Source organism: Janibacter sp. Y6, from assembly GCF_040900765.1.
Lineage (GTDB): Bacteria > Actinomycetota > Actinomycetes > Actinomycetales > Dermatophilaceae > Marihabitans > Marihabitans melonis.
In genome coordinates this window covers 669,088-688,384 of sequence record NZ_JAKLYZ010000001.1, presented here as the reverse complement: position 1 = coordinate 688,384, position 19,297 = coordinate 669,088, and the positions used below count along the sequence as shown (strand labels likewise).

Sequence of the window (19,297 nt, the reverse complement as noted above, 5' to 3'; positions counted from 1 at the left end):
GGCATGGGTACTATTCCGCAGTCCCCACAGGGGGCGCGAGCATCACGCTCGGGGCTGTAGCGCAGTTGGTAGCGCACCTCCATGGCATGGAGGGGGTCAGGGGTTCGAATCCCCTCAGCTCCACCCGTGAGACGAAGACCCGGACCGGATCGGTCCGGGTCTTCGTGCGTCCGGCCGCACGACGACGTCGCCTCGTGGACACTGTGCGCATGCCACGTCGGCGAGCACGCGCTCGCAGCCCCCGCCTCGTCCCCCTCCTGCTCGTCGGTGCGCTCGCCGTGCCGGCTGCGCTCGCCACGCCGGCCGTGGCCGCGCCCGAGACCCGCGCGTCGTCGTCGGCCGCCGCCTCGAGCCCGCGGACGCCGGGATGGGGCGATGGCATGACCGTCGCCGGGCGCAGCTGCCTGGCTGCCACCCGGTGGAAGGAGGTCCTGCGACCGTCCTCCGCGCAGCGGGTCGCCGTGCGCCTGGCCGACCCCGACGGCGAAGCCGTCCGCGCCCGCCTGAAGATCTGGGACGCCTGGCCCCGGCAGCGGGTCTCCGCCCGGACGGTGCCCGGCGGGTCGACGCACGTCGCCAGCGGGTCCACCGTCTCGGCCGGGCTGTCGCCGACGCTCACCGACGGCCAGCACACCGCGCGATGGCGGGTGCAGGACGCGACGGGCGCGTGGTCGGGCTGGTCCCCGGAGTGCCCCTTCACCGTGCTGCGATCGGCGAGCATCAGCGGGTCGGCGCGCCACGGCTCGGTCGTGCCCGTCCACTCCTCGCAGACGTGGACGATCACCGCGCCTCGCACCGATCGTGAGATCGCCTACCGCTGGCGCGTCAACGGCATCGTCGGCCCGTGGACGACGACGCCCTACCCGGGACGACCGATCACCCTGACGCGTCCTGTCGACGCCTCTCTCGTCGAGCTGCAGGCCCGGGCGGTCGACGCCGCCGGCGTCACGCATCCCGACACCGCGTGGTTCGCGCTGCACGGACGGCTGAGCGACGTGTCCGCCGCCTACGCCATGCGGCCCGTGCGCACGACGACCGGCTACCGCGTCGACAACGAGGTCGAGGGCGGTCCTGCCCTGACGACCGCCGCCCGCGGCGACGGCAGCGCGCCGGTGGAGCGGGTCGTCCGGGCGGCGCGGGGGGTGCCCACCGACTCGCTCACCGACGCCCTCGCCCCGCGCGCGACGACGGGGGCGCGGGCCCGGACCGGTCTCGACGCCAGCACCGGCTTCACCGTCTCCGCCTGGCTGCGGGCCGCGGGTGCCGACGACCAGACGGCCCTGGTCGTGCCGGTGACGACCGCAGAGGGTGCGGGCACCCTCTCCGTGCGCCGCGACACGACCGCCGACCGCTACGAGGCCGTGCTGCGCGGACCCAGCGGCTCGGAGCTCGCCCGGGTCGTCGACGCCGCCCCGGACCAGCCCTCCCGGGCCGGGCGGTGGTGGTCGGTCGGCATCACCTACCTGCCGGGTGCGACCGGTGGCCCCCAGCTGCGGCTCGACGTCATGCACGAGAGCGACGAGCGGTCGATCGGGTCGACCCTGCGGACGAGCTCGTCGCCCGTCCCGGTGCTCGGCGACGTCGGCGACCTCCTCGTCGGGGCCGGTCACGGCCAGGCCGGCTGGGCCGGCCACGTCGACGACGTGCGCACCTGGGACGGCTCGGCGACCCAGGCCCGGGTCGTGGCCGCGGCGGGGTCGTCGTGGTGACCCCCCTTCGCCACGCCTCGCCGCACCTGACCCGGCCGCGGCCGGGCGCCCGCTAGCCTGCGGCCCATGAGCAGCACGGCGCTGGAGGTCATCGGCTGGCTCGGCTCCGCCGTGCTCGTCGTCTCGCTTCTGCAGACCAACCTGCACCGGCTGCGCTGGATCAACCTGCTCGGCTGCCTCGTGCTCATCGGGTACAACGCCGCGGTCGGCGTGTGGCCGATGGTCGGGCTCAACGTCGTCCTGGCCGCCGTCAACGTCGTCTACCTCGTGCGGGGCTGGCGGGACCGCCACGACGAGCGGGCATACCAGGTGCTCCAGGTCGACGGTGACGACGCCTACCTGCGCCACGTCCTGCGCGTCCACGAGGCCGACATCCGCCGCTTCACCCCCGGCTTCGTCCACGACCCCTTCGCCCACGACGCCGCCTACCTCGTGCTCACCGGCGACGAGACCGTCGGCGTCGTCGTCGTGCGCGACGAGGGCGACGGCGTGGCGCAGGTCCTGCTCGACTACGTCACCCCGCGCTACCGCGACCGCAGCCCGGGCGAGGTCGTCTTCGGGCCGCACGGCCCCTTCCGCACCGACGGCTACCGGCTCGTGCGCACGCCCGCGGGCATGGTCGAGCCCTACTACGACCGGCTCGGCTTCGTCCGGGTCGGTGACCACCACGAGCTGACCGTCGGCCCACCGGGCTGAGGTCGGGCAAGGAGCAGACATGCACCAGATCGTCGACGGCACCCGTCGCCGGGGCTCGGGCGAGCAGATCGACCTCGTCGACCCCTCGACCGGCGAGGTGCTCGACGTCGTCGACCTCGCCTCGCCGCAGGACGTCGACGACGCCGTCGCGGCCGCCCGGAGCGCCTTCGAGGCGTGGTCGCGCACGACGCCGGGCGAGCGCTCGGACCTGCTCGCCCGCACCGCGCGGGTCCTCGACGACCGCGCCGAGGACCTCGCCCAGGCCGAGACGGCCCAGTGCGGCAAGCCGATCCGGCTCTCGCGCGAGTTTGACGTGCCGGGCACCGTCGACAACGTCGCCTTCTTCTCCGGCGCCGCGCGTCACCTCTCGGGCCTGGCGAGCGGCGAGTACAGCCCCGACCACACGTCGGCGATCCGCCGCGAGCCGATCGGCGTCGTCGGCTCGATCGCCCCGTGGAACTACCCGCTGCAGATGGCCGCGTGGAAGGTCCTGCCCGCCGTCGCGGCCGGCAACACCATCGTCCTCAAGCCCTCCGAGCTCACCCCGACGACCTCGCTGCTCTTCGCCGAGGCCTTCCTCGAGGCCGGGGTGCCCGCCGGGGTGGTCAACGTCGTCACCGGGCGCGGCGCCGACGCCGGCTCGCACCTGCTGCGGCACCGTGACGTCGACATGGTGTCCTTCACCGGCTCGACCCGGGTCGGGCGCACCGTGCTCGAGGCGGCGGCGACGACCGCGAAGCGGGTCCACCTCGAGCTCGGGGGCAAGGCCCCCTTCGTCGTCCTCGAGGACGCCGACCTCGACGCCGCGATCCACGGCGCCGTCGCCGGGTCCCTCATCAACTCCGGGCAGGACTGCACGGCCGCGACGCGGGCGATCGTCCACGAGAGCCTCCACGACGCCTTCGTCGACGGGGTCGCCGAGCTCTACGAGCGGGTCGTCCTCGGGCCGACCCGGGACGAGGCGACCGACCTCGGATCCCTCGTCTCGGTGGAGCACCGCGACCGGGTGGCGGCGATGGTCGAGCGGGCGAAGGGGTACGCCCGGGTCGTCACCGGGGGAGAGGCCCCGACGTCCGGCGAGCTCGCCCGCGGCGCGTACTACCGGCCGACCCTGGTCACCGGGGCCCCGGCGGACAGCGAGATCGTGCGAGACGAGGTCTTCGGGCCGGTCCTCGCGGTGCTGCCGGCCGCCGACGACGACGAGGCGATCGCGCTGGCCAACGACTCGGTCTACGGGCTCGCGGCGTCGGTGTGGACGCGCGACGTCTACCGCGCCGGACGGGCGACCCGCGAGATCTCGGCGGGCTGCGTGTGGGTCAACGACCACATCCCGATCATCAGCGAGATGCCGCACGGCGGCTTCCAGCAGTCCGGCTTCGGCAAGGACATGTCGCACTTCTCCTTCGAGGAGTACACGCAGGTCAAGCACGTGATGACCGACATCACCGGGGCGGCGCACAAGGAGTGGCACCGCACGATCTTCCGCACGCCGTAGGGTGCGCGCCATGACCCGACCCAGCCGCCGTGCCGCGCTGTGGACGCTCACCGCGGGAGCCGTCGCCGCCGACTGGGTCGCCGTCGCCGCCCGGCACCGCCGCGCCGAGGTCGTCGCCAAGCCGGGCGCGATGCTGGCGCTCGGCTCGGCGGCCCTCGCCTCCGGTCTGCACGAGCGACCGTGGGGCCGCAGCGTGCTCGGCGGGCTGGGGCTCGGCCTCGTCGGCGACGTCGCCCTGCTGCGGGGCGAGCAGCGCGGGTACTTCCTCGGCGGGCTGACGAGCTTCTTGCTCGGCCACCTCGCCTACCTCGACGCGACCCGCCGGATGGGTCTGCACCGCACGGCCTGGGTCCTGCCGGGCGGTCTCGTGCTCGCCGGGTGCCTGTGGTCGAGCCGCGAGGTGCTGCCGGCGCTCGCAGCAGAGGGCGGGCTGCCCGCAGCCGCACCGGTCGCCGCGTACATGGCGGTCATCGGCGCGACGAGCCTGGCCGCGTGGTCGACGCAGGACGTCGTGCTCGGCACCGGCTCGTCGCTCTTCGTGCTCAGCGACACGGTGCTCGCGCGCGACGCCTTCGTCGCGCCCGTGCCGGCCGCCGGGGTCCGCGTCATGGTCCCGTACCTGCTGGCCCAGACCCTCGTCGTCGTCGGGGCCCTGCGCCACGCCCGGGGGCAGCGATGACCCGGCGACGGCTGCTGCTCGCCGCCGGCGGGCTCGTGCTCCTCGTCGCGCTCGTCGTCGGCGGGCCCAACCTCTGGGTGGCCCGCTCGTCCTCCGGGCACCTCTACACCGCGCAGGACGTGCCACGGCACCCCGTCGCGATCGTCCTCGGTGCCGGGCTGGCGCCGGACGGGTCGCCGAGCCCCTTCCTCCAGGCGCGGCTCGACATCGCGGCCGAGCTCGTCCGCGAGGACAAGGTCGAGGTCGTCCTCGTCAGCGGTGACAACCGCAGCCACGACTACGACGAGCCGAGCGCGATGCGCGACTACCTCGTCGACCGCGGGGTCGACCGAGACCGGGTTGTCCTCGACTACGCGGGGCTGGACAGCTACGACACGTGCGTGCGGGCCAAGCGGGTCTTCCAGGTGAGCAGCGCGACGGTCGTCTCGCAGGGCTACCACGTGCCCCGCGTCGTCGCGGTCTGCCGGGCAGTCGGGCTGCCCGTCGACGCCGTCGGCGACGAGACGGCCCGGCGGTGGGGCGGCACGTGGTCGGCCGGTCGCCAGCGCGAGGTGCTCGCGAACGTCAAGGCCGCCGCCGACGTCATCACCCGGCGCGACCCGGTCCTCGGGCCCGTCGAGCCCGGCGTCACCGACGCCCTCGGGCGGGCGCGGGACTGACCCCCCTTCGCCGCTCGTCGTCGTGGGCGCGGCGAAGGGGGCCGGCGCACGGCCGGTACCCTGACATGTCGGGCTCCCGTGCCCGCTGACGATCGCGAGAGACAAGGACCGATGAGCCAGACCCCGCACCGTTACACGGCCGCACTCGCCGACCAGATCGAGCTCTCCTGGCAGGACCGGTGGGAGCGCGAGGGCACCTTCCACGCGGCCAACCCCGCCGGCCCCTGGGCCGACCCGGAGGGCGTCGCCGCCCACCCGGAGGGTCATCTGCTCGTCCTCGACATGTTCCCCTACCCCAGCGGGGCGGGGCTGCACGTCGGCCACCCGCTGGGCTACATCGCCACCGACGTCGTCGCGCGCTACAACCGCATGCTCGGCAAGAACGTCCTGCACTGCCTGGGCTACGACGCCTTCGGGCTGCCGGCCGAGCAGTACGCGGTGCAGACCGGTCAGCACCCGCGCACGACGACCGAGGCGAACATCGCGATCATGGCGCGCCAGCTGCGCCGTCTCGGTCTCGGCCACGACGACCGTCGGGCGATCCGCACGATCGACCCCGACTACTACCGCTGGACGCAGTGGATCTTCCTGCAGATCTTCAACTCCTGGTACGACGCCGACGCCCCGCGCGAGGACGGCGGCACCGGGCGGGCCCGGCCGATCGCCGACCTCGTCGAGGAGTACCGCAGCGGGCGTCGCCCGCTCCCGGCCGACGACGGCCGCGGCTGGGACGACCTCTCGCACGTCGAGCGCGCCGACCTGCTCGACGCCCGGCGTCTCGTGCAGAGCGTCGAGGCCCAGGTCAACTGGTGCCCGGGGCTGGGCACCGTGCTCGCCAACGAGGAGGTCACGAACGAGGGCCGCTCGGACCGCGGCAACTTCCCGGTCTTCAAGCGCAACCTGCGCCAGTGGGTCATGCGGATCACCGAGTACGCCGACCGGCTCGCCGACGACCTCGACGGGGTCGACTGGCCCGAGAAGGTCAAGATCATGCAGCGCAACTGGATCGGGCGCAGCCAGGGCGCGCGGGTGACCTTCCCCGTCGACGGCGCCGCCGGCACCGGGATCGAGGTCTTCACGACCCGGCCCGACACCCTCTTCGGCGCGACCTTCATGGTCCTCGCCCCTGAGCACCCGCTCGTCGACGAGCTCGTCCCCGAGGGCGGCTGGCCCGAGGGCACGCGGGACGCGTGGACCGGGGGAGCGGGCAGCCCCGGCGAGGCGGTGGCCGCCTACCGCGCCCAGGCCGCGGCGAAGACCGATCTCGAGCGTCAGGCCGAGGGCAAGGAGAAGACCGGCGTCTTCACCGGTGGCTGGGCGACCAACCCCGTCACCGGCACGCGCGTGCCCGTCTTCGTCGCCGACTACGTCCTCATGGGCTACGGCACCGGCGCGATCATGGCCGTGCCCGCCCAGGACGAGCGCGACTGGGACTTCGCGACCGCCTTCGAGCTGCCGGTCGTGCGCACCGTGCAGCCCCCGGCCGACCACGTCGAGTCGACCGCCTTCACCGGCGACGGCCCGGCCATCAACTCGAGCAACGACGAGATCTCCCTCGACGGGCTCGGCGTCGCCGAGGCCAAGGAGAGCATCACGACCTGGCTCGAGGGCAAGGGCCTGGGCGAGGGCGCGGTCACCTACAAGCTGCGCGACTGGCTCTTCGCCCGTCAGCGCTACTGGGGCGAGCCCTTCCCCGTGCTCTTCGACGAGGACGGCATCGCCTACGGCGTGCCCGAGGACCAGCTGCCCGTGGAGCTGCCGGACGTGCCGGACTACAGCCCGCGCACCTACGACCCGGACGACGCCGGCAGCGAGCCCGAGCCGCCCCTCGCCCGCGACGCCGACTGGGTGAGCGTCGAGCTCGACCTCGGCGACGGGCGCGGCCCGCGCCGCTTCCGCCGCGACACCAACGTCATGCCGCAGTGGGCCGGCTCGTGCTGGTACTACCTGCGCTACCTCGACCCGGCGAACGGCCAGGCCCTCGTCGACCCCGAGAACGAGCGGTACTGGATGGGCCCGCGGCCCGAGCCGGTCGCCGGCGCGCCCGCCGGCACCCGTGACCCCGGTGGTGTCGACCTCTACGTCGGCGGCGTCGAGCACGCGGTGCTGCACCTGCTCTACGCCCGCTTCTGGCACAAGGTGCTCCACGACCTCGGTCACGTCAGCTCGTCGGAGCCCTTCCGCACGTACTTCAGCCAGGGCTACATCCAGGCCGCCGCGTACCGCGACGCCCGGGACCAGCCGGTCGAGGCGCGCGAGGTCGAGGAGGGGCCCGACGGCACCTTCACCTGGCAGGGCCAGCCGGTGACCCGCGAGTTCGGCAAGATCGGCAAGTCGCTGAAGAACATGGTCAGCCCCGACGAGATGTACGAGACCTACGGCGCGGACACCTTCCGGCTCTACGAGATGGGCCTGGGCCCGCTCGAGCAGAGCAAGCCGTGGGACACCCGTGCCGTCGTCGGCCCGCAGCGCTTCCTGCAGCGGCTGTGGCGCAACGTCGTCGACGAGGAGAGCGGCGAGGTCACCGTCGTCGACGCCCCGCTCGACGACGCGACCGCGGCCGTCCTGCACCGCACGATCGACGCGGTGCGCGCCGACTACGCGGGGCTGGGCTTCAACACCGCGATCGCCCGGCTCACCGAGCTCAACAACGCCCTGACGAAGATCGAGGGCGGTGTGCCCCGCGAGGCGGCCGAGGCGATCGTGCTCATGGTCGCCCCGCTCGCGCCGCACATCGCCGAGGAGCTGTGGTCGCGCCTGGGTCACGAGGGCTCGCTCGCCCACGAGGCCTTCCCGCAGGCCGACCCGTCGCGCCTCGTCGAGGAGACCGTCACCTGCGTCGTGCAGGTGCGCGGCAAGGTCAAGGACCGTCTCGAGGTGCCCAGCGACATCGGCGAGGACGAGCTGCGCGAGCTGGCGCTCGCCAGCCCGAAGGTCGCGAGCCTGATCGAAGGGGGTGTGCGTACCGTCGTCGTGCGCGCCCCGAAGCTCGTCAACGTCGTGCCGGCCTGAGCCGATGACCCCGGTCGCCGTCGTCACCGACTCCACCGCCGTCCTGGCGGGTCGTGGGTCGGTGACGACGGTGCCGCTCCAGGTCGTCCTCGACGGGGTGTCGCACACCGACGGCACGCTCGCCCCCGGGCTCCTCGCGCAGTCGATGCGCCGGCGCTCGCCGGTCTCGACGTCGCGGCCCACCCCCCACGTCTTCCTCGAGGCCTACGAGCGGCTCGTCGAGCAGGGGGCCGACGCGATCGTGTCGGTGCACCTCTCCTCGGCGCTGTCGGGGACCGTCGACGCGGCGGCGAGCGCCGCCGTCGACTCGCCCGTGCCCGTGCGTGTCGTCGACACCCAGACCATCGCCCGTCCGCTGGGGGTGGCGGCCGAGGAGGCCGCCGTCCTCGCGGCGGCCGGCGCCGACCTCGACGCGTGCGAGGCGGCGGCCCGCCGGGTCACCGCGGCCAGCGAGGTCGTCGTCTACGTCGACACCCTCGAGCACCTGCGCCGCGGCGGGCGCATCGGGGGCGCCCAGGCGCTGCTCGGGTCCGCGCTGGCGATCAAGCCGATCCTCGAGGTCCGTGACGGCGCGGTCCAGCCGCTGGAGCGCGTGCGCACCGCGGGGCGGGCACTGGGCCGGCTCGAGGCGATCTGCCTCGAGCGGGCGGGGCGCATCCGGGCGAGCGGGGCGACGCTCGACGTCGCCGTGCACCACCTCGACGCCGACGAGCGGGCCCAGACGCTGTGCGATCACCTCGCGGCGTCGCTCGAGGAGCAGCCCCGCGTCGTCGAGCTCGGCGCGGTCATCGGCGCGCACGTCGGGCCGGGCACCATCGCGGTGACCCTCGCCCCCCGCTTCGAGAGCTGACCCGCGGGCGGGAGCTCGCCGGCGGGCGAGGTGCTCCGCCTCGCCCTCACGGGAGCGAGCCCACCGCCGCGCCGTCGCCGTCCGGCACGACGACGAGCAGCCCGTCGACGTCGGTGCGCCAGACCCGCGTGCCGGTGCGGGCGAGCAGCGCGAGCAGGGGCGGGGAGGGGTGGCCGTAGTCGTTGTCCGCACCGACGCTGATGAGGGCGTCCGGTGCCGCGACGGTCGCCATGAGGTCCTCGTCGACGTTCGCAGAGCCGTGGTGGGCGACCTTGAGGACATTGACGTCGGCGGCCTCCGCGGACATCGCGGGGTCTCGTCGCAGCGCCAGGAGGATCGCGTGCCCGGCCTCGCGCTCGATGTCGCCGAGCAGCAGCACGTCGACCTCGCCGATCCGCAGCCGCAGCACGAGCGAGGCGTTGTTGGGCACCGAGCCCTCGGTGATCCGGCGGGCCGGCCACCACACGCTGCCGGTCACCGGGCCGACGCTCAGCCGGTCATCGGCGACGACCTCGCTCACGGCGATGCCGCGGCGCCGCGCCTCCGTGCGCACCTCGCGGTCCGCGCCCTCGGGGTCGCGCACCGGCGACACGAGCAGCCGCTGGGTGGGCCGGTCGTCGAGCGCGCCGGTGAGACCGCCGACGTGGTCGGCGTGCAGGTGGGTCAGCACGACCGCGTCCAGCCGGCGCACGCCGAGCCGGGACAGGCAGCTGTCGACCGCGGCGGGGTCGGGGCCGACGTCGACGAGCACCGCGCGACCCGGCCCGGTGGCGAGGACCAGCGCGTCGCCCTGGCCGACGTCGCAGGCCGCCATCACCCAGTCGTCCGGCACGTCGACGAGCACCCGCCGGGGGACGGCGGCGCTGGCGAGGACGAGGACGACGCAGCACGCGAGCACCGGCGCCGCGCGGGCCCGGTGGCCGAGGTAGGGCGCGGCGAGGAGCCCGAGCACGGTGAGGCCGGCGAGCAGGAGCGCCCCCGGGGTGCCGTCCGGCCAGTCGACGGATCCTCCGGGCACGTCCGCGCTGACCCGGGCGACGCGGGCGATGCCCAGCGCCGGCAGGCCGGCCAGCCAGGCGGGCCACGACGCGAGGCTCGGGGAGAGCAGCGCGACGAGTGCGGTGAGGACGCCGGCGACCGTCGTCGGGGCGACGAGCGGGGCGGCGACGAGGTTGGCGAGCACGCTCACCGTGCTCACCGAGCCCTGGAGGAGGACGACGACCGGGGCGCACGCGAGATGCGCGGCGACGGGGATGGCGACGGCCGGGCCGACGACGTGCAGGCGCCGGGGGAGCCGGGCGTTGATCGCCCGCGCCCACGGCCGCACGAAGAGCAGGAGGCCGAGCGTCGCGAGCGTCGACAGCGCGAAGCCGTAGCTGCGGGCGAGCCACGGGTCGAGCAGAAGGAGGACGACGACCGCGGCGGACAGCGCCGGCGCGCCCGCGCCACGGCGCGACGCGCTCATGCCGAGCAGCGCGACGAGACCCATCGTCGCGGCACGCACGACGCTGGGCTCCGGCCGGGCCAGCACGACGAACCACGCCAGTGCGAGGGCCGCCACCCACGGCCGGGCTCGGCGGGGGCAGCCGGCGAGGCGGCAGGCGCCGAGCACCGCGGCGAGGACGATCGCGACGTTGCTCCCGCTCACGGCCGACAGGTGCGACATCCCGGTGACGAGCATGTCGTCGGTGAGGTCGGGCGGGGTGGCGCTCGTGTCGCCGATGACGAGAGCGGGCACGAGCCCGCGTGCGTCGGCGGGCAGGTGGTCGGTCGCCTCGCGCAGCCGTGAGCGCATGTGGTCGGCGGCGGCGAGCAGCGGCCCTCGCTCGCCGACCTCGGGCGGTCCGCGGGGCCGGAGCACGGCGACGGTCGGCTCGTCGGGGCGGCCGGGCACGAGCGTGCCGGCGACGCGGATCTCGTCGTGCCAGCGCAGGTCGCGCCAGGCCGGGTCCGACGAGCGCACGACGACGGAGGCGTGCAGACGCCGGACCTGCCCGCGCACGCTCGTCTGGGTCAGCCGCACGCGTAGCATCACCGCGGGCTCCTCGGACCCGTGGCCCCGCACGAGCACCGGCTCGCCGAGGACGACGGCCGTGCCCGTCACGGACACGCGCTGCTCGGCCAGCTGGACGACCCCGCCGACCCGAGAGCGCGTGTCGTGCGTCGCGGAGGCGAGCAGGCAGGCCGCGCTCGTCAGGCACGACAGGCCCAGGATCGCAGCGACCCCCGAGCGCCAGGACCCCTCACGTGGACCGGACGAGCCGCGCGCGGCCTGGCGTCGCGGGTCTCGGTGTCGCGCTGCCGGGTGGCGTGCGACCGGGCGGTGCGCAGGCGAGCGGAGGACCAGGACGACACCACCGAGGAGGAGGCATGCGAGCGCGCACCCGACCCGCACCGGCACCGGCACACCCAGGGCGCCGACCGTGACGGCCCAGGCGGCGAGAGCGGGCACGAGCAGACGCAGGTCGACCCGGTCGGGCGTCCTCACCGGCGCGGTGCTCGTCGGCTCCCGCCGCGCCGGCCCGGGGCTCACACGGTGACCTTCGGGCTGATCTGGGCGTAGAGCTTCTCGCCGATGCCCGAGACCTCGTCGAGCTCCTCGACGGTGGTGAAGCCGCCGTTCGTCGTGCGCCACTCGACGATCCGTGCGGCGAGGACGGGTCCGACGCCGGGCAGGGTCTCCAGCGTCGCCTGGTCGGCGGTGTTGAGGTCGACCGGCGCCGACGGGCCTGCGGTGCCCGACGGTCCGCCGGGAGCACCCGGCGCCGTAGGTCCGGCAGGGGCCGGGACCCCCCCGGCGACGGGGGTGGCGCCCCCTTCGCGAGGGACGACCACCTGCTCGCCGTCGACGACCGGTCGGGCGAGGTTGACCTGGGCGAGGTCGGCGCCCTCGCGCACGCCCCCGGCGCCCTTGATCGCCTCCTCGACGCGGGCGCCTGCGGGCACGGTGATCACGCCCGGGCTGCGCACCCGCCCGATGACGTGCACGTACACCTCCGCCGCCGGCGGTGCTCCTGCCGGTGCGGTGCCGCTGGGCGCCGGCTCGGTGCCGACGCCGGTCTCGAAGCCGGAGCGGTCACCGCTCGCCACCACGGCCGGCCCGTCCGACGTGGCCGGTGCGGCCTGCGGCAGCGCGTCGCGCTGGGCGAGGTGCAGCCGGACCCCGAGCACCGTGACGGCGACCGCGAGCAGCAGGGCCACCCCGACGACCGCGCGGGGGCGGACCTGCCACCGGGCCGTCGCGATGCTCGACGGCAGGGTCAGCGGCCGGGGCGGCGGGGGTACCGGCCCGTCTCGCGTCCCCTCGTCGGGGAGATCGGGGTCGAGGTCGGGGTCGCCGTCCGCGGGGTCGGTGGCGCGGGCGTCCTCGACGCCGTCAAGGATGCGTCGCAGGCGCTCGCTGGGCTCGTCCGGTCTGCGCATGGCGCGACGTTACGAACGCCGGGACGCTCGCAGCGGGCCACCACGCGGGCTGTGGACGGCGGACCGCGCCGAGGGGCCCCTGTGGGTGAGGGGGACGAGGCCCGCGGGGGCTACCCTCGCGGTGACATCAGTCCCGATCGAGCAGGAGCGTGATCCTCATGTGCCGACCCGTCCCGTGCGAGGTCTGCGGCAAGACGACGTGGGCCGGCTGCGGCGAGCACGTCGACCAGGTCCGTGCGCAGGTCCCCGCCGAGCAGTGGTGCGACGGCCAGCACGCCGAGGCCGGCGCGAGCAGCTAGGCCCTCAGCGGGCCGCGGCGTCGACGAGAGCGGTGACCGCGGCCTGCACGGCCGGCACGCGCTGCAGGTCCTCGGTCGTCACGACGTGGATGTGGCGCCGCGTCGGCGGGTTGAGCGGGCGCACGACGACGTCGTCGTTGGCCGTGGCCTCGCGGATGATGTCGGGGATGAGCGCGACGCCCAGCCCCGCGGCGACGAAGCCCTGCACCGCGACGTAGTCCTCGGTCTCGAAGGCCACACGCGGCGCGAAGCCCGCGTCGTGCGAGATCTGCAGCAGGTGACCGCGACATCGCGGGCAGCCCGCGATCCACTCCTCCTCCGAGAGGTCGGAGAGGTCGACCCGCTCCTCCTCGGCGAGGCGGTGCCCCTTCGGCAGGGCGATGCCCACCTCCTCGGTGAGGAGGGGGTGGACGACGAAGCCCTCGAGGTCCTCGTCCCGCCCGAGGTCGGTGCCGTCGTAGCTGAAGGCGACCGCGAGGTCGCAGTCGCCGCCGCGCAGCGCCGCGAGCGACTCGGGCGGCTCGGCCTCGGTGAAGGTGACCTTGACGTCCGGGTGCGCGCGGCGCACCGCGGCGAGGGCGCGGGGCACGAGGGTGACCGACGAGCTCGGGAAGGCCATGAGCCGGACCCGACCGGCGCGCAGGCCGGCGATGGCTGCCACCTCTTCCTCGGCGGCGTCGAGCGCGGCGAGGACCGGTCCGGCGTGCCGGGCGAGCACCTCGCCCGCCTCGGTGAGGCGCACCGAGCGACCGACCTTCTCGACGAGCACCGTGCCGGTGCGCTGCTCGAGACGGCGCACCATCTGCGAGACCGCCGGCTGGGAGTACCCGAGCGCGAGCGCGGCGGCGGTGAAGCTGCCCTCGTCAGCGATGGCGCGCATCACCCGCAGCCCTGCAGCGTCGATCATGCGGTCACGATAGCCGCAGCCCCGGCGCGCTCCGAGCGGCGCCGGGAGCCTCGCGCGCAGGACGGGCGGGCGGGACCGGACGAAGGGGTGCCCACCACCACCTGGTGGGGGCACCCCCTTCGCCCGTCGGGGTCGCCGACGAGTCACGCGCCCTGCTGGTGCTCCTGCACCGTCTCCTTCGAGTCCTGGGCGCTGTCCTTGACTTGCTGCGCCTGCTGCTCGCCCTCCGAGCGCACGGTCTCGACGGACTCCTGGGCGGTCTCCTTGAGCGAGGCCGCCGTCTGCTGGGCAGGCTCCTTGAGGTTGCCCGCGGCCTCCTGCGCCGCGCTCTTCGCCTCGTCGACGAGCGGCTGAGCCTTGTCGGCGTTGTCCATCGCCGTGCGGGCCACCGAGCGCTCCTTCTCGCTCGCCGGGAGCAGCGATCCCACGAGCCAGCCGGCGGCGAGGGCGATCGCGCCCGCCGCGAGCGGGTTGCCCTGGGCGCGGCGTCGGGTCTGCTGACGCACGTCCTGCGCGCGGTCCCCGACGGCGTGCGCGGCCTGGCCGGCCCGGTCGCCCAGACCCGGCGAGTCGTCGTACGGGTCGTCGGAGCCCATGATCTTGTCCTTGAGCGAGTTCTTCGCGCCGACGGCCGCCCCGCCGACCTTCTGGGCCTGACGGCGGGCGACGTTGCCCGGCTGGACGGCCTCGCCCAGTGCGTCGACGTCGCGGCTGAGGTCGCCGCGGGTGCGCTCGATCTCGCGGCGGATCTCGTCCGGGCTCTGGGCCTGCGCCGCGCGTGCGACCGCAGGCTGCCCGGCGTAGGGGTCGGTGCCGCTCGTCGCGGCGATGTCGTCCTCGTACATGCTCATGCCCTGTCCTCGTCTCGTGAGATGGCGTCGGGGACGGCCTTGACCGTCTCCGTGGTCTGCGGCAGCCCGCGGACCCTCTTCAGCTGGTTGCGCCCCAGCACCGCGAGCGTGGCGGCGGCGACGGCCCACAGCAGGGTCACCACGAGGGCGGCCCAGATGAGGCTGTCGAAGAGCTCGGCGAGGACGAACATGAGGAAGGCCGTCGCGAAGATCGCCATGACGTGCGCGGCCACCCCCGCCCCGGCGAGCATCCCGGCGCCCTTGCCGGCCTGGGTGGCCGACTCCTTGGCCTCGGCCTTGGCGAGCTCGAGCTCCTGGCGCACGAGCGTCGACATGTCGGTCGCGATGTCGGAGATGAGGGCGCCGATCGAGCCGATCTCGCCCTTCGGGTAGGTGTCGTGCGCTCCGTGCAGCGGCTCGGCCGGGGGTGTCGTCCCTGCGGCAGGGCCCGCGGCCGACGCTCCAGAGCTCGGCGGACCGCCGCCCGCGGCGGGGCTGTAGACGGGGTCGGTCATGGCCGCAGCCCGCCGGTGGCCGTCGGGTCGCCGAGATGAGCGCCGGCCTGCTCCCCGGGCATCGGGGCAGCGGTCGGGACGCCGGACGCCGGGGGCGTGGCCGACGGCGGGGGACCGGTGGCGACGTGGGGGGTCGGCGGGGGCACCACGGGCGGAGCCTGCACCGGCGCCTGCGCGTGCCGTCGGGCGAAGGGGGTGCCCTCCTCCTGCGGCGTGGCGTCGTCCTGCTTCTCGGCGACCACCCCACGGGTGAGGCGGCCCGCGACGAGGCCGAGGACGGCCGCGCCGGCGAGGAAGGCGCCCGGCCGGCGGCGTGCGTAGCTCGTGAGCTCGGCGACGACGTCACCGGGCTCGCGGGCCTCGAGCCAGTCCGCCGCGGTGCGGGTGCGCTGAGCCGCCTGCCGGGCGAGGTCGCCGCCGACGCCGGAGTCGGCGTGATCGGCCATGCCGCCGAGGTCGTCGGCGAGGGTGCGCAGCCCGCCCGCGGCTCGGCTCTGCTGGTCCGACCCCTGGCTGCTCAGCTCGGAGCGCACCTGGTGGTAGAGGTCTCGGATCTGCTGCTGGGTCTCCTGGGCGACGTGCTGGGCCTCGTCCTTCGCGGTCTCCGCGACCTGCTGGGTGCCCTCTCGGGCGTCTCCGGCGACGGAGGCGGCCTCGTCCTTGGCGACGGACGCCGTGCCGGCGCCTGCACTGCCCGGGGTCGAGCGGTCCTGGTCGTACGGTCCTGCGGTCATCTGCAGTCCCCTCTTCGGTGAGTGGTGCAACGGGCGCAGACCCGGGCGCTGGCGACGCTACCGGCCTGCCTGACCTTGTGGACGCTAGTGACCTCCGGCGAGCCGGGTCCGCGAGCGCACTACAGCCTTCGGGGTGGTATCTCGGGGCTCTGACCTGGGCGGACGCCCCGCAGGCGACGGTCAGGTCCTCGCGCGACGCCCGCGGCCGCGCGGGGCGGATACTGGTGCGGTGAGCACCCCCGAGACCTTCCGCGAGATCGCCGACGTGCTGAGCCGCGGGCCGGCGCTGGCCCTCACCGGCGCGGGGATGTCGACCGACTCGGGGATCCCCGACTACCGCGGTCCGGACGGCACGCGCCGGGTGACGCCGATGCACCTGTCGGAGTTCATCGGCAGCAGCGCCGCCCGGCGGCGCTACTGGGCGCGCAGCTATGTGGGGTGGCGCCGCTTCAGCGCGGCCCGGCCCAACCGCGCCCACGAGCTCGTCACGCACCTGCAGGAGCGCGGTCAGGTGGGCGGCGTCATCACCCAGAACGTCGACGGCCTGCACCAGGCGGCCGGCAGCACCGGTGTCGTCGAGCTGCACGGGAGCCTGGCCGAGGTGGTCTGCCTCGCGTGCGGCGCCCGGGAGGCCCGGGCCGCGCTCGACGAGCGGATGGCGCAGCGCAACCCCGGCTTCGACGCGGACAGCGACGAGATCCGACCCGACGGCGACGTGCGCCTCGAGGAGGTCGAGGTCGAGGCCTTCGAGGCGCCGCTCTGCCTCGTGTGCGGGTCCGACATGCTCAAGCCCGATGTCGTCTTCTTCGGCGGGTCGGTCGACAAGCCCCTGGTCGAGCACTGCTTCGCGCTCACGGAGGCGGCGCCGAGCCTGCTCGTGCTCGGGTCGAGCCTGCAGGTGATGTCCGGCCTGCGGTTCGTGCGGCGGGCCGCCAAGCTCGGCACGCCGGTCGTCATCATCACGAGGGGACGCACGCGCGGTGACGACCTCGCGACCCACCGGGTCGACGGCTCGCTCGACACGAGCCTGGACGCCCTGGTGCGCGCGAGCACCGAGGTCGGCTGAGCGGCCCCGTCACGCGCGACGGGCCCGCCCCGTGCAGGGCGGGCCCGTCCGGCCGGGGCGGCGCGCCAGGCTCAGATGCGGCGCAGGACCGCGGTGACCTTGCCGAGGATCGTCGCGTGGTCGCCGTCGATCGGCTCGAAGGCGGGGTTGTGGGGGAGCAGCCACACCTTGCCGTCACGTCGCTTGAAGGTCTTGACCGTCGCCTCGTCGTCGAGCATCGCCGCGACGATGTCGCCGTTGTCGGCCGTCGGCTGCTGGCGCACGACGACCCAGTCGCCGTCGCAGATCGCGGCCTCGATCATCGAGTCGCCGACGACGCGCAGGAGGAAGAGGGAGCCCTCGCCGACGACCTGCTTCGGCAGGGGGAAGACCTCCTCGACGCTCTCCTCGGCGACGATTGGCACGCCCGCGGCGATCTGGCCGAGCACCGGCACGTACGTCGCGGCGGGGTGGGCGTCGCCGCTGCCCGTCGCGTCGGGGTCCTGGGGGCTGGCGCCACCGCGGTAGCCGGCGATGTCGTGCGTCTGCGCGTCGCCCTCGGGGGAGCGGGACGCCTCGGGCGAGACGACCTCGATGGCGCGGGGCCGGTTGGGGTCACGGCGCAGGTAGCCCTTGCGCTCGAGCGCGGTCAGCTGGTGGGCCACCGAGCTCGGGCTGGTCAGCCCGACCGCGTCGCCGATCTCGCGCAGGCTCGGCGGGTAGCCCCGCGTCGCGACCGCGCTGCGGATCACCTCGAGGACCTTGACCTGCCGGGCGGTCAGCCCCTCGCCGTTGTCCCGCACCGGCAACGTGCGGATGTTGTCCTCGCTCATCGCGCCCCTCGCTGTCTCGCTCGCGCCGCGACCCGTGAGGGGGCGGCTGGTGGCCTGCTCCTGCGGGGGAGGACAGCGTTGTCGGTGCTCGCTGGTTGTCTCTCCCGTGTGGCCGACGGTAGTGCTCGGCCCGGTCTAGATCAAACACATGTTCGAGCGTGTCTTGTTCTCGCTCGAACACCTGTGCTAGACATCGTGCAGACGCCTCGTCGAACACCGGTTCGACCAGACGACCAGGAGGAGACCATGAGCGCACTCACCGTCCAGGCCCCGCAGCACGCTGCCCGGCCCTCGGCGCTGCGCGACCCGCGCCGGGCCGAGCGCCACCTCGTGTCCGTGCCGACGGGGACCGACGTCCCCACCGAGCTGCGGGTGACCCGGCGGGGTCGCCTCGCGCTCACGACGATCGCCGTCGCGGCGCTGCTCGCGCTCGGCACCGGCATCGCGACCGCGGGCGGCGAGGCCGCTGCGGCCACGACCGTCACCGTCGAGCAGGGGCAGACCCTCAGCGACGTCGCCGCCAGCCAGATGCCCGGCGTCCCCACGAGCGCGGCCGTCTCGGCCATCCGCTCGGAGAACGCGCTGAGCACCCCCTTCGTCCACGCCGGCCAGGAGCTCGTCATCCCGACGCGCTGACCGTCTCGACGGATCACCAGACCACCCGGGTCCCTCGACCCGACCCGGGCGACGGCGACGGCCGCACCTCCACCGGGTGCGGCCGTCGTGCTGTCCCCGCCGGCCGTCGGCGGGGCCTGGCACCGGCGTGTCGCCCGGTATCTCGGGCCTCCCCGCCCGGGGGCTCGCCGGGTCTTGCGTGCGTGGTGGTGGGCGTGATGAAATGGCACTACATCTAGTGGTTACACCGATGTCATTCGTCCACATGTAGTGCACATGTGAGGCGGAGTTGTCCACCGGTTGTCGACAGATGTCCACAGCAGAACCGCCCTGATCCACACCCCGGTCCACAGCCGGCGACCCGCCTCGTGCAGGTCAGCCGGTGCCCGACCTGTGCCACCGTGCCCGAGAGGAGAGCATCGTGCACTGCCCCTTCTGCCGTCACACCGACTCTCGCGTCATCGACTCGCGCACGGCCGACGACGGGTCCTCGATCCGTCGGCGTCGGCAGTGCCCCGAGTGCAACCGGCGCTTCACCACGCTCGAGAGCGCGAGCCTGAGCGTGACGAAGCGCTCGGGCGCGGCGGAGCCCTTCAGCCGGGCCAAGGTCCTCGTCGGCGTCCGCAAGGCCTGCCAGGGCCGACCGGTCACCGAGGACCAGCTGGCCCTGCTCGCCCAGCGCGTCGAAGAGGCCGTACGGGCGCAGGGCAGCGCCGAGATCGACGCCCACGAGATCGGGATGGCGATCCTGGGCCCGCTGCGCGAGCTCGACGAGGTCGCCTACCTGCGCTTCGCGAGCGTCTACCAGGCCTTCGACTCGCTCGAGGACTTCGAGGCCGCCATCACCCTGCTGCGCGCCGAGCACGCCGCCCTCGCGCAGGACGCCCCCTAGACCCCCGGGTACCGGCACGCGATCGGGCTGTCGGTACCCGGTGACACGCTTGATGCGAGGTCTTCCCTTGCACGCCGCCCGCA

The 19,297-nt window shown here is 74.7% G+C and carries 18 protein-coding genes and 1 tRNA gene; 12 read left to right on the top strand and 7 right to left on the bottom strand.

Annotation, left to right across the window (positions count from 1 at the left end):
* The first annotated feature begins 50 nt into the window (after window positions 1–50).
* From L6241_RS03180 to L6241_RS03145, 8 genes are all read left to right on the top strand, one after another.
* A tRNA-Ala gene (locus L6241_RS03180) sits at window positions 51–123 on the top strand.
* A gap of 86 nt (window positions 124–209) precedes the next feature.
* The gene (locus L6241_RS03175) at window positions 210–1,709 is read left to right on the top strand and encodes a LamG-like jellyroll fold domain-containing protein (protein ID WP_368244795.1); all 1,500 of its coding nucleotides are present in this window, start codon (window positions 210–212) and stop codon (window positions 1,707–1,709) included.
* 66 nt (window positions 1,710–1,775) lie between these two features.
* Window positions 1,776–2,405, top strand: coding sequence for a hypothetical protein (locus tag L6241_RS03170; RefSeq protein ID WP_251719748.1), 630 nt, complete (start codon window positions 1,776–1,778; stop codon window positions 2,403–2,405).
* Between the two features lie 19 nt (window positions 2,406–2,424).
* Window positions 2,425–3,900 (top strand): gamma-aminobutyraldehyde dehydrogenase, encoded by a 1,476-nt coding sequence (locus L6241_RS03165; protein ID WP_368244794.1) that lies wholly within the window; start codon window positions 2,425–2,427, stop codon window positions 3,898–3,900.
* A gap of 10 nt (window positions 3,901–3,910) precedes the next feature.
* Window positions 3,911–4,579, top strand: coding sequence for a lysoplasmalogenase family protein (locus L6241_RS03160; RefSeq protein WP_148041603.1), 669 nt, complete (start codon window positions 3,911–3,913; stop codon window positions 4,577–4,579).
* Window positions 4,576–5,238, top strand: coding sequence for a vancomycin high temperature exclusion protein (locus L6241_RS03155; RefSeq protein WP_368244792.1), 663 nt, complete (start codon window positions 4,576–4,578; stop codon window positions 5,236–5,238). Before L6241_RS03160 ends, L6241_RS03155 begins: the two co-directional genes overlap by 4 nt.
* Window positions 5,239–5,349: 111 nt before the next feature.
* Window positions 5,350–8,250 carry a leucine--tRNA ligase gene (leuS, locus tag L6241_RS03150; RefSeq protein WP_368244791.1) on the top strand — a complete coding sequence of 967 codons (2,901 nt, stop codon included), beginning with the start codon at window positions 5,350–5,352 and terminating at the stop codon, window positions 8,248–8,250.
* A 4-nt stretch (window positions 8,251–8,254) separates the two neighbouring features.
* Window positions 8,255–9,100 carry a DegV family protein gene (locus L6241_RS03145; RefSeq protein ID WP_368244790.1) on the top strand — a complete coding sequence of 282 codons (846 nt, stop codon included), beginning with the start codon at window positions 8,255–8,257 and terminating at the stop codon, window positions 9,098–9,100.
* A gap of 46 nt (window positions 9,101–9,146) precedes the next feature.
* Here L6241_RS03145 and L6241_RS03140 read toward each other — a convergent pair whose 3' ends face one another.
* Window positions 9,147–11,633: a ComEC/Rec2 family competence protein gene (locus L6241_RS03140; RefSeq protein ID WP_368244789.1), complete on the bottom strand. Its 2,487-nt coding sequence runs from the start codon at window positions 11,631–11,633 to the stop codon at window positions 9,147–9,149.
* The gene (locus L6241_RS03135; RefSeq protein WP_368244788.1) at window positions 11,630–12,523 is read right to left on the bottom strand and encodes a helix-hairpin-helix domain-containing protein; all 894 of its coding nucleotides are present in this window, start codon (window positions 12,521–12,523) and stop codon (window positions 11,630–11,632) included. The genes L6241_RS03140 and L6241_RS03135 overlap by 4 nt, the downstream gene beginning before the upstream one ends.
* Window positions 12,524–12,681: 158 nt before the next feature.
* On the opposite strand from L6241_RS03135, the gene L6241_RS03130 reads away from it, so the two are divergent.
* On the top strand, window positions 12,682–12,822 hold the full coding sequence (locus L6241_RS03130) for a hypothetical protein (protein WP_201467259.1): 141 nt from the start codon (window positions 12,682–12,684) through the stop codon (window positions 12,820–12,822).
* A gap of 4 nt (window positions 12,823–12,826) precedes the next feature.
* Here the strand turns inward: L6241_RS03130 and L6241_RS03125 are convergent, their stop codons facing one another.
* The 4 genes from L6241_RS03125 to L6241_RS03110 form a co-directional block, all read right to left on the bottom strand.
* A complete protein-coding gene (locus L6241_RS03125; protein ID WP_368244787.1) occupies window positions 12,827–13,729 on the bottom strand; it encodes a LysR family transcriptional regulator in 903 nt (300 codons plus the stop codon).
* A 143-nt stretch (window positions 13,730–13,872) separates the two neighbouring features.
* Window positions 13,873–14,580, bottom strand: coding sequence for a DUF3618 domain-containing protein (locus tag L6241_RS03120; protein WP_368244786.1), 708 nt, complete (start codon window positions 14,578–14,580; stop codon window positions 13,873–13,875).
* A complete protein-coding gene (locus tag L6241_RS03115; protein WP_368244785.1) occupies window positions 14,577–15,095 on the bottom strand; it encodes a phage holin family protein in 519 nt (172 codons plus the stop codon). The genes L6241_RS03120 and L6241_RS03115 overlap by 4 nt, the downstream gene beginning before the upstream one ends.
* Window positions 15,092–15,829 (bottom strand): hypothetical protein, encoded by a 738-nt coding sequence (locus L6241_RS03110; protein WP_368244784.1) that lies wholly within the window; start codon window positions 15,827–15,829, stop codon window positions 15,092–15,094. Before L6241_RS03110 ends, L6241_RS03115 begins: the two co-directional genes overlap by 4 nt.
* 229 nt (window positions 15,830–16,058) lie before the next feature.
* Here L6241_RS03110 and L6241_RS03105 point away from each other — a divergent pair, with 229 nt between their 5' ends.
* A complete protein-coding gene (locus L6241_RS03105; RefSeq protein ID WP_368244783.1) occupies window positions 16,059–16,895 on the top strand; it encodes an NAD-dependent protein deacetylase in 837 nt (278 codons plus the stop codon).
* Between the two features lie 71 nt (window positions 16,896–16,966).
* Here L6241_RS03105 and lexA read toward each other — a convergent pair whose 3' ends face one another.
* A complete protein-coding gene (gene lexA / locus L6241_RS03100) occupies window positions 16,967–17,707 on the bottom strand; it encodes a transcriptional repressor LexA (RefSeq protein ID WP_368244782.1) in 741 nt (246 codons plus the stop codon).
* A 246-nt stretch (window positions 17,708–17,953) separates the two neighbouring features.
* On the opposite strand from lexA, the gene L6241_RS03095 reads away from it, so the two are divergent.
* Both L6241_RS03095 and nrdR read left to right on the top strand, forming a co-directional pair.
* A complete protein-coding gene (locus tag L6241_RS03095; protein ID WP_083968765.1) occupies window positions 17,954–18,343 on the top strand; it encodes a LysM peptidoglycan-binding domain-containing protein in 390 nt (129 codons plus the stop codon).
* A 400-nt stretch (window positions 18,344–18,743) separates the two neighbouring features.
* On the top strand, window positions 18,744–19,214 hold the full coding sequence (gene nrdR, locus L6241_RS03090) for a transcriptional regulator NrdR (protein WP_201468342.1): 471 nt from the start codon (window positions 18,744–18,746) through the stop codon (window positions 19,212–19,214).
* Window positions 19,215–19,297: the final 83 nt, after the last annotated feature.

Coding starts and splice junctions, on each gene's coding strand:
- L6241_RS03165 (WP_368244794.1), top strand. CDS start 2,425: ATGCACCAGATCGTCGACGGCACCCGTCGCCGGGGCTCGGGCGAGCAG.
- L6241_RS03130 (WP_201467259.1), top strand. CDS start 12,682: ATGTGCCGACCCGTCCCGTGCGAGGTCTGCGGCAAGACGACGTGGGCC.
- L6241_RS03125 (WP_368244787.1), bottom strand. CDS start 13,729: ATGATCGACGCTGCAGGGCTGCGGGTGATGCGCGCCATCGCTGACGAG.
- L6241_RS03120 (WP_368244786.1), bottom strand. CDS start 14,580: ATGAGCATGTACGAGGACGACATCGCCGCGACGAGCGGCACCGACCCC.
- lexA (WP_368244782.1), bottom strand. CDS start 17,707: ATGAGCGAGGACAACATCCGCACGTTGCCGGTGCGGGACAACGGCGAG.
- L6241_RS03160 (WP_148041603.1), top strand. CDS start 3,911: ATGACCCGACCCAGCCGCCGTGCCGCGCTGTGGACGCTCACCGCGGGA.
- L6241_RS03115 (WP_368244785.1), bottom strand. CDS start 15,095: ATGACCGACCCCGTCTACAGCCCCGCCGCGGGCGGCGGTCCGCCGAGC.
- L6241_RS03110 (WP_368244784.1), bottom strand. CDS start 15,829: ATGACCGCAGGACCGTACGACCAGGACCGCTCGACCCCGGGCAGTGCA.
- L6241_RS03175 (WP_368244795.1), top strand. CDS start 210: ATGCCACGTCGGCGAGCACGCGCTCGCAGCCCCCGCCTCGTCCCCCTC.
- L6241_RS03145 (WP_368244790.1), top strand. CDS start 8,255: ATGACCCCGGTCGCCGTCGTCACCGACTCCACCGCCGTCCTGGCGGGT.
- leuS (WP_368244791.1), top strand. CDS start 5,350: ATGAGCCAGACCCCGCACCGTTACACGGCCGCACTCGCCGACCAGATC.
- L6241_RS03155 (WP_368244792.1), top strand. CDS start 4,576: ATGACCCGGCGACGGCTGCTGCTCGCCGCCGGCGGGCTCGTGCTCCTC.
- L6241_RS03170 (WP_251719748.1), top strand. CDS start 1,776: ATGAGCAGCACGGCGCTGGAGGTCATCGGCTGGCTCGGCTCCGCCGTG.
- L6241_RS03135 (WP_368244788.1), bottom strand. CDS start 12,523: ATGCGCAGACCGGACGAGCCCAGCGAGCGCCTGCGACGCATCCTTGAC.
- L6241_RS03095 (WP_083968765.1), top strand. CDS start 17,954: ATGAGCGCACTCACCGTCCAGGCCCCGCAGCACGCTGCCCGGCCCTCG.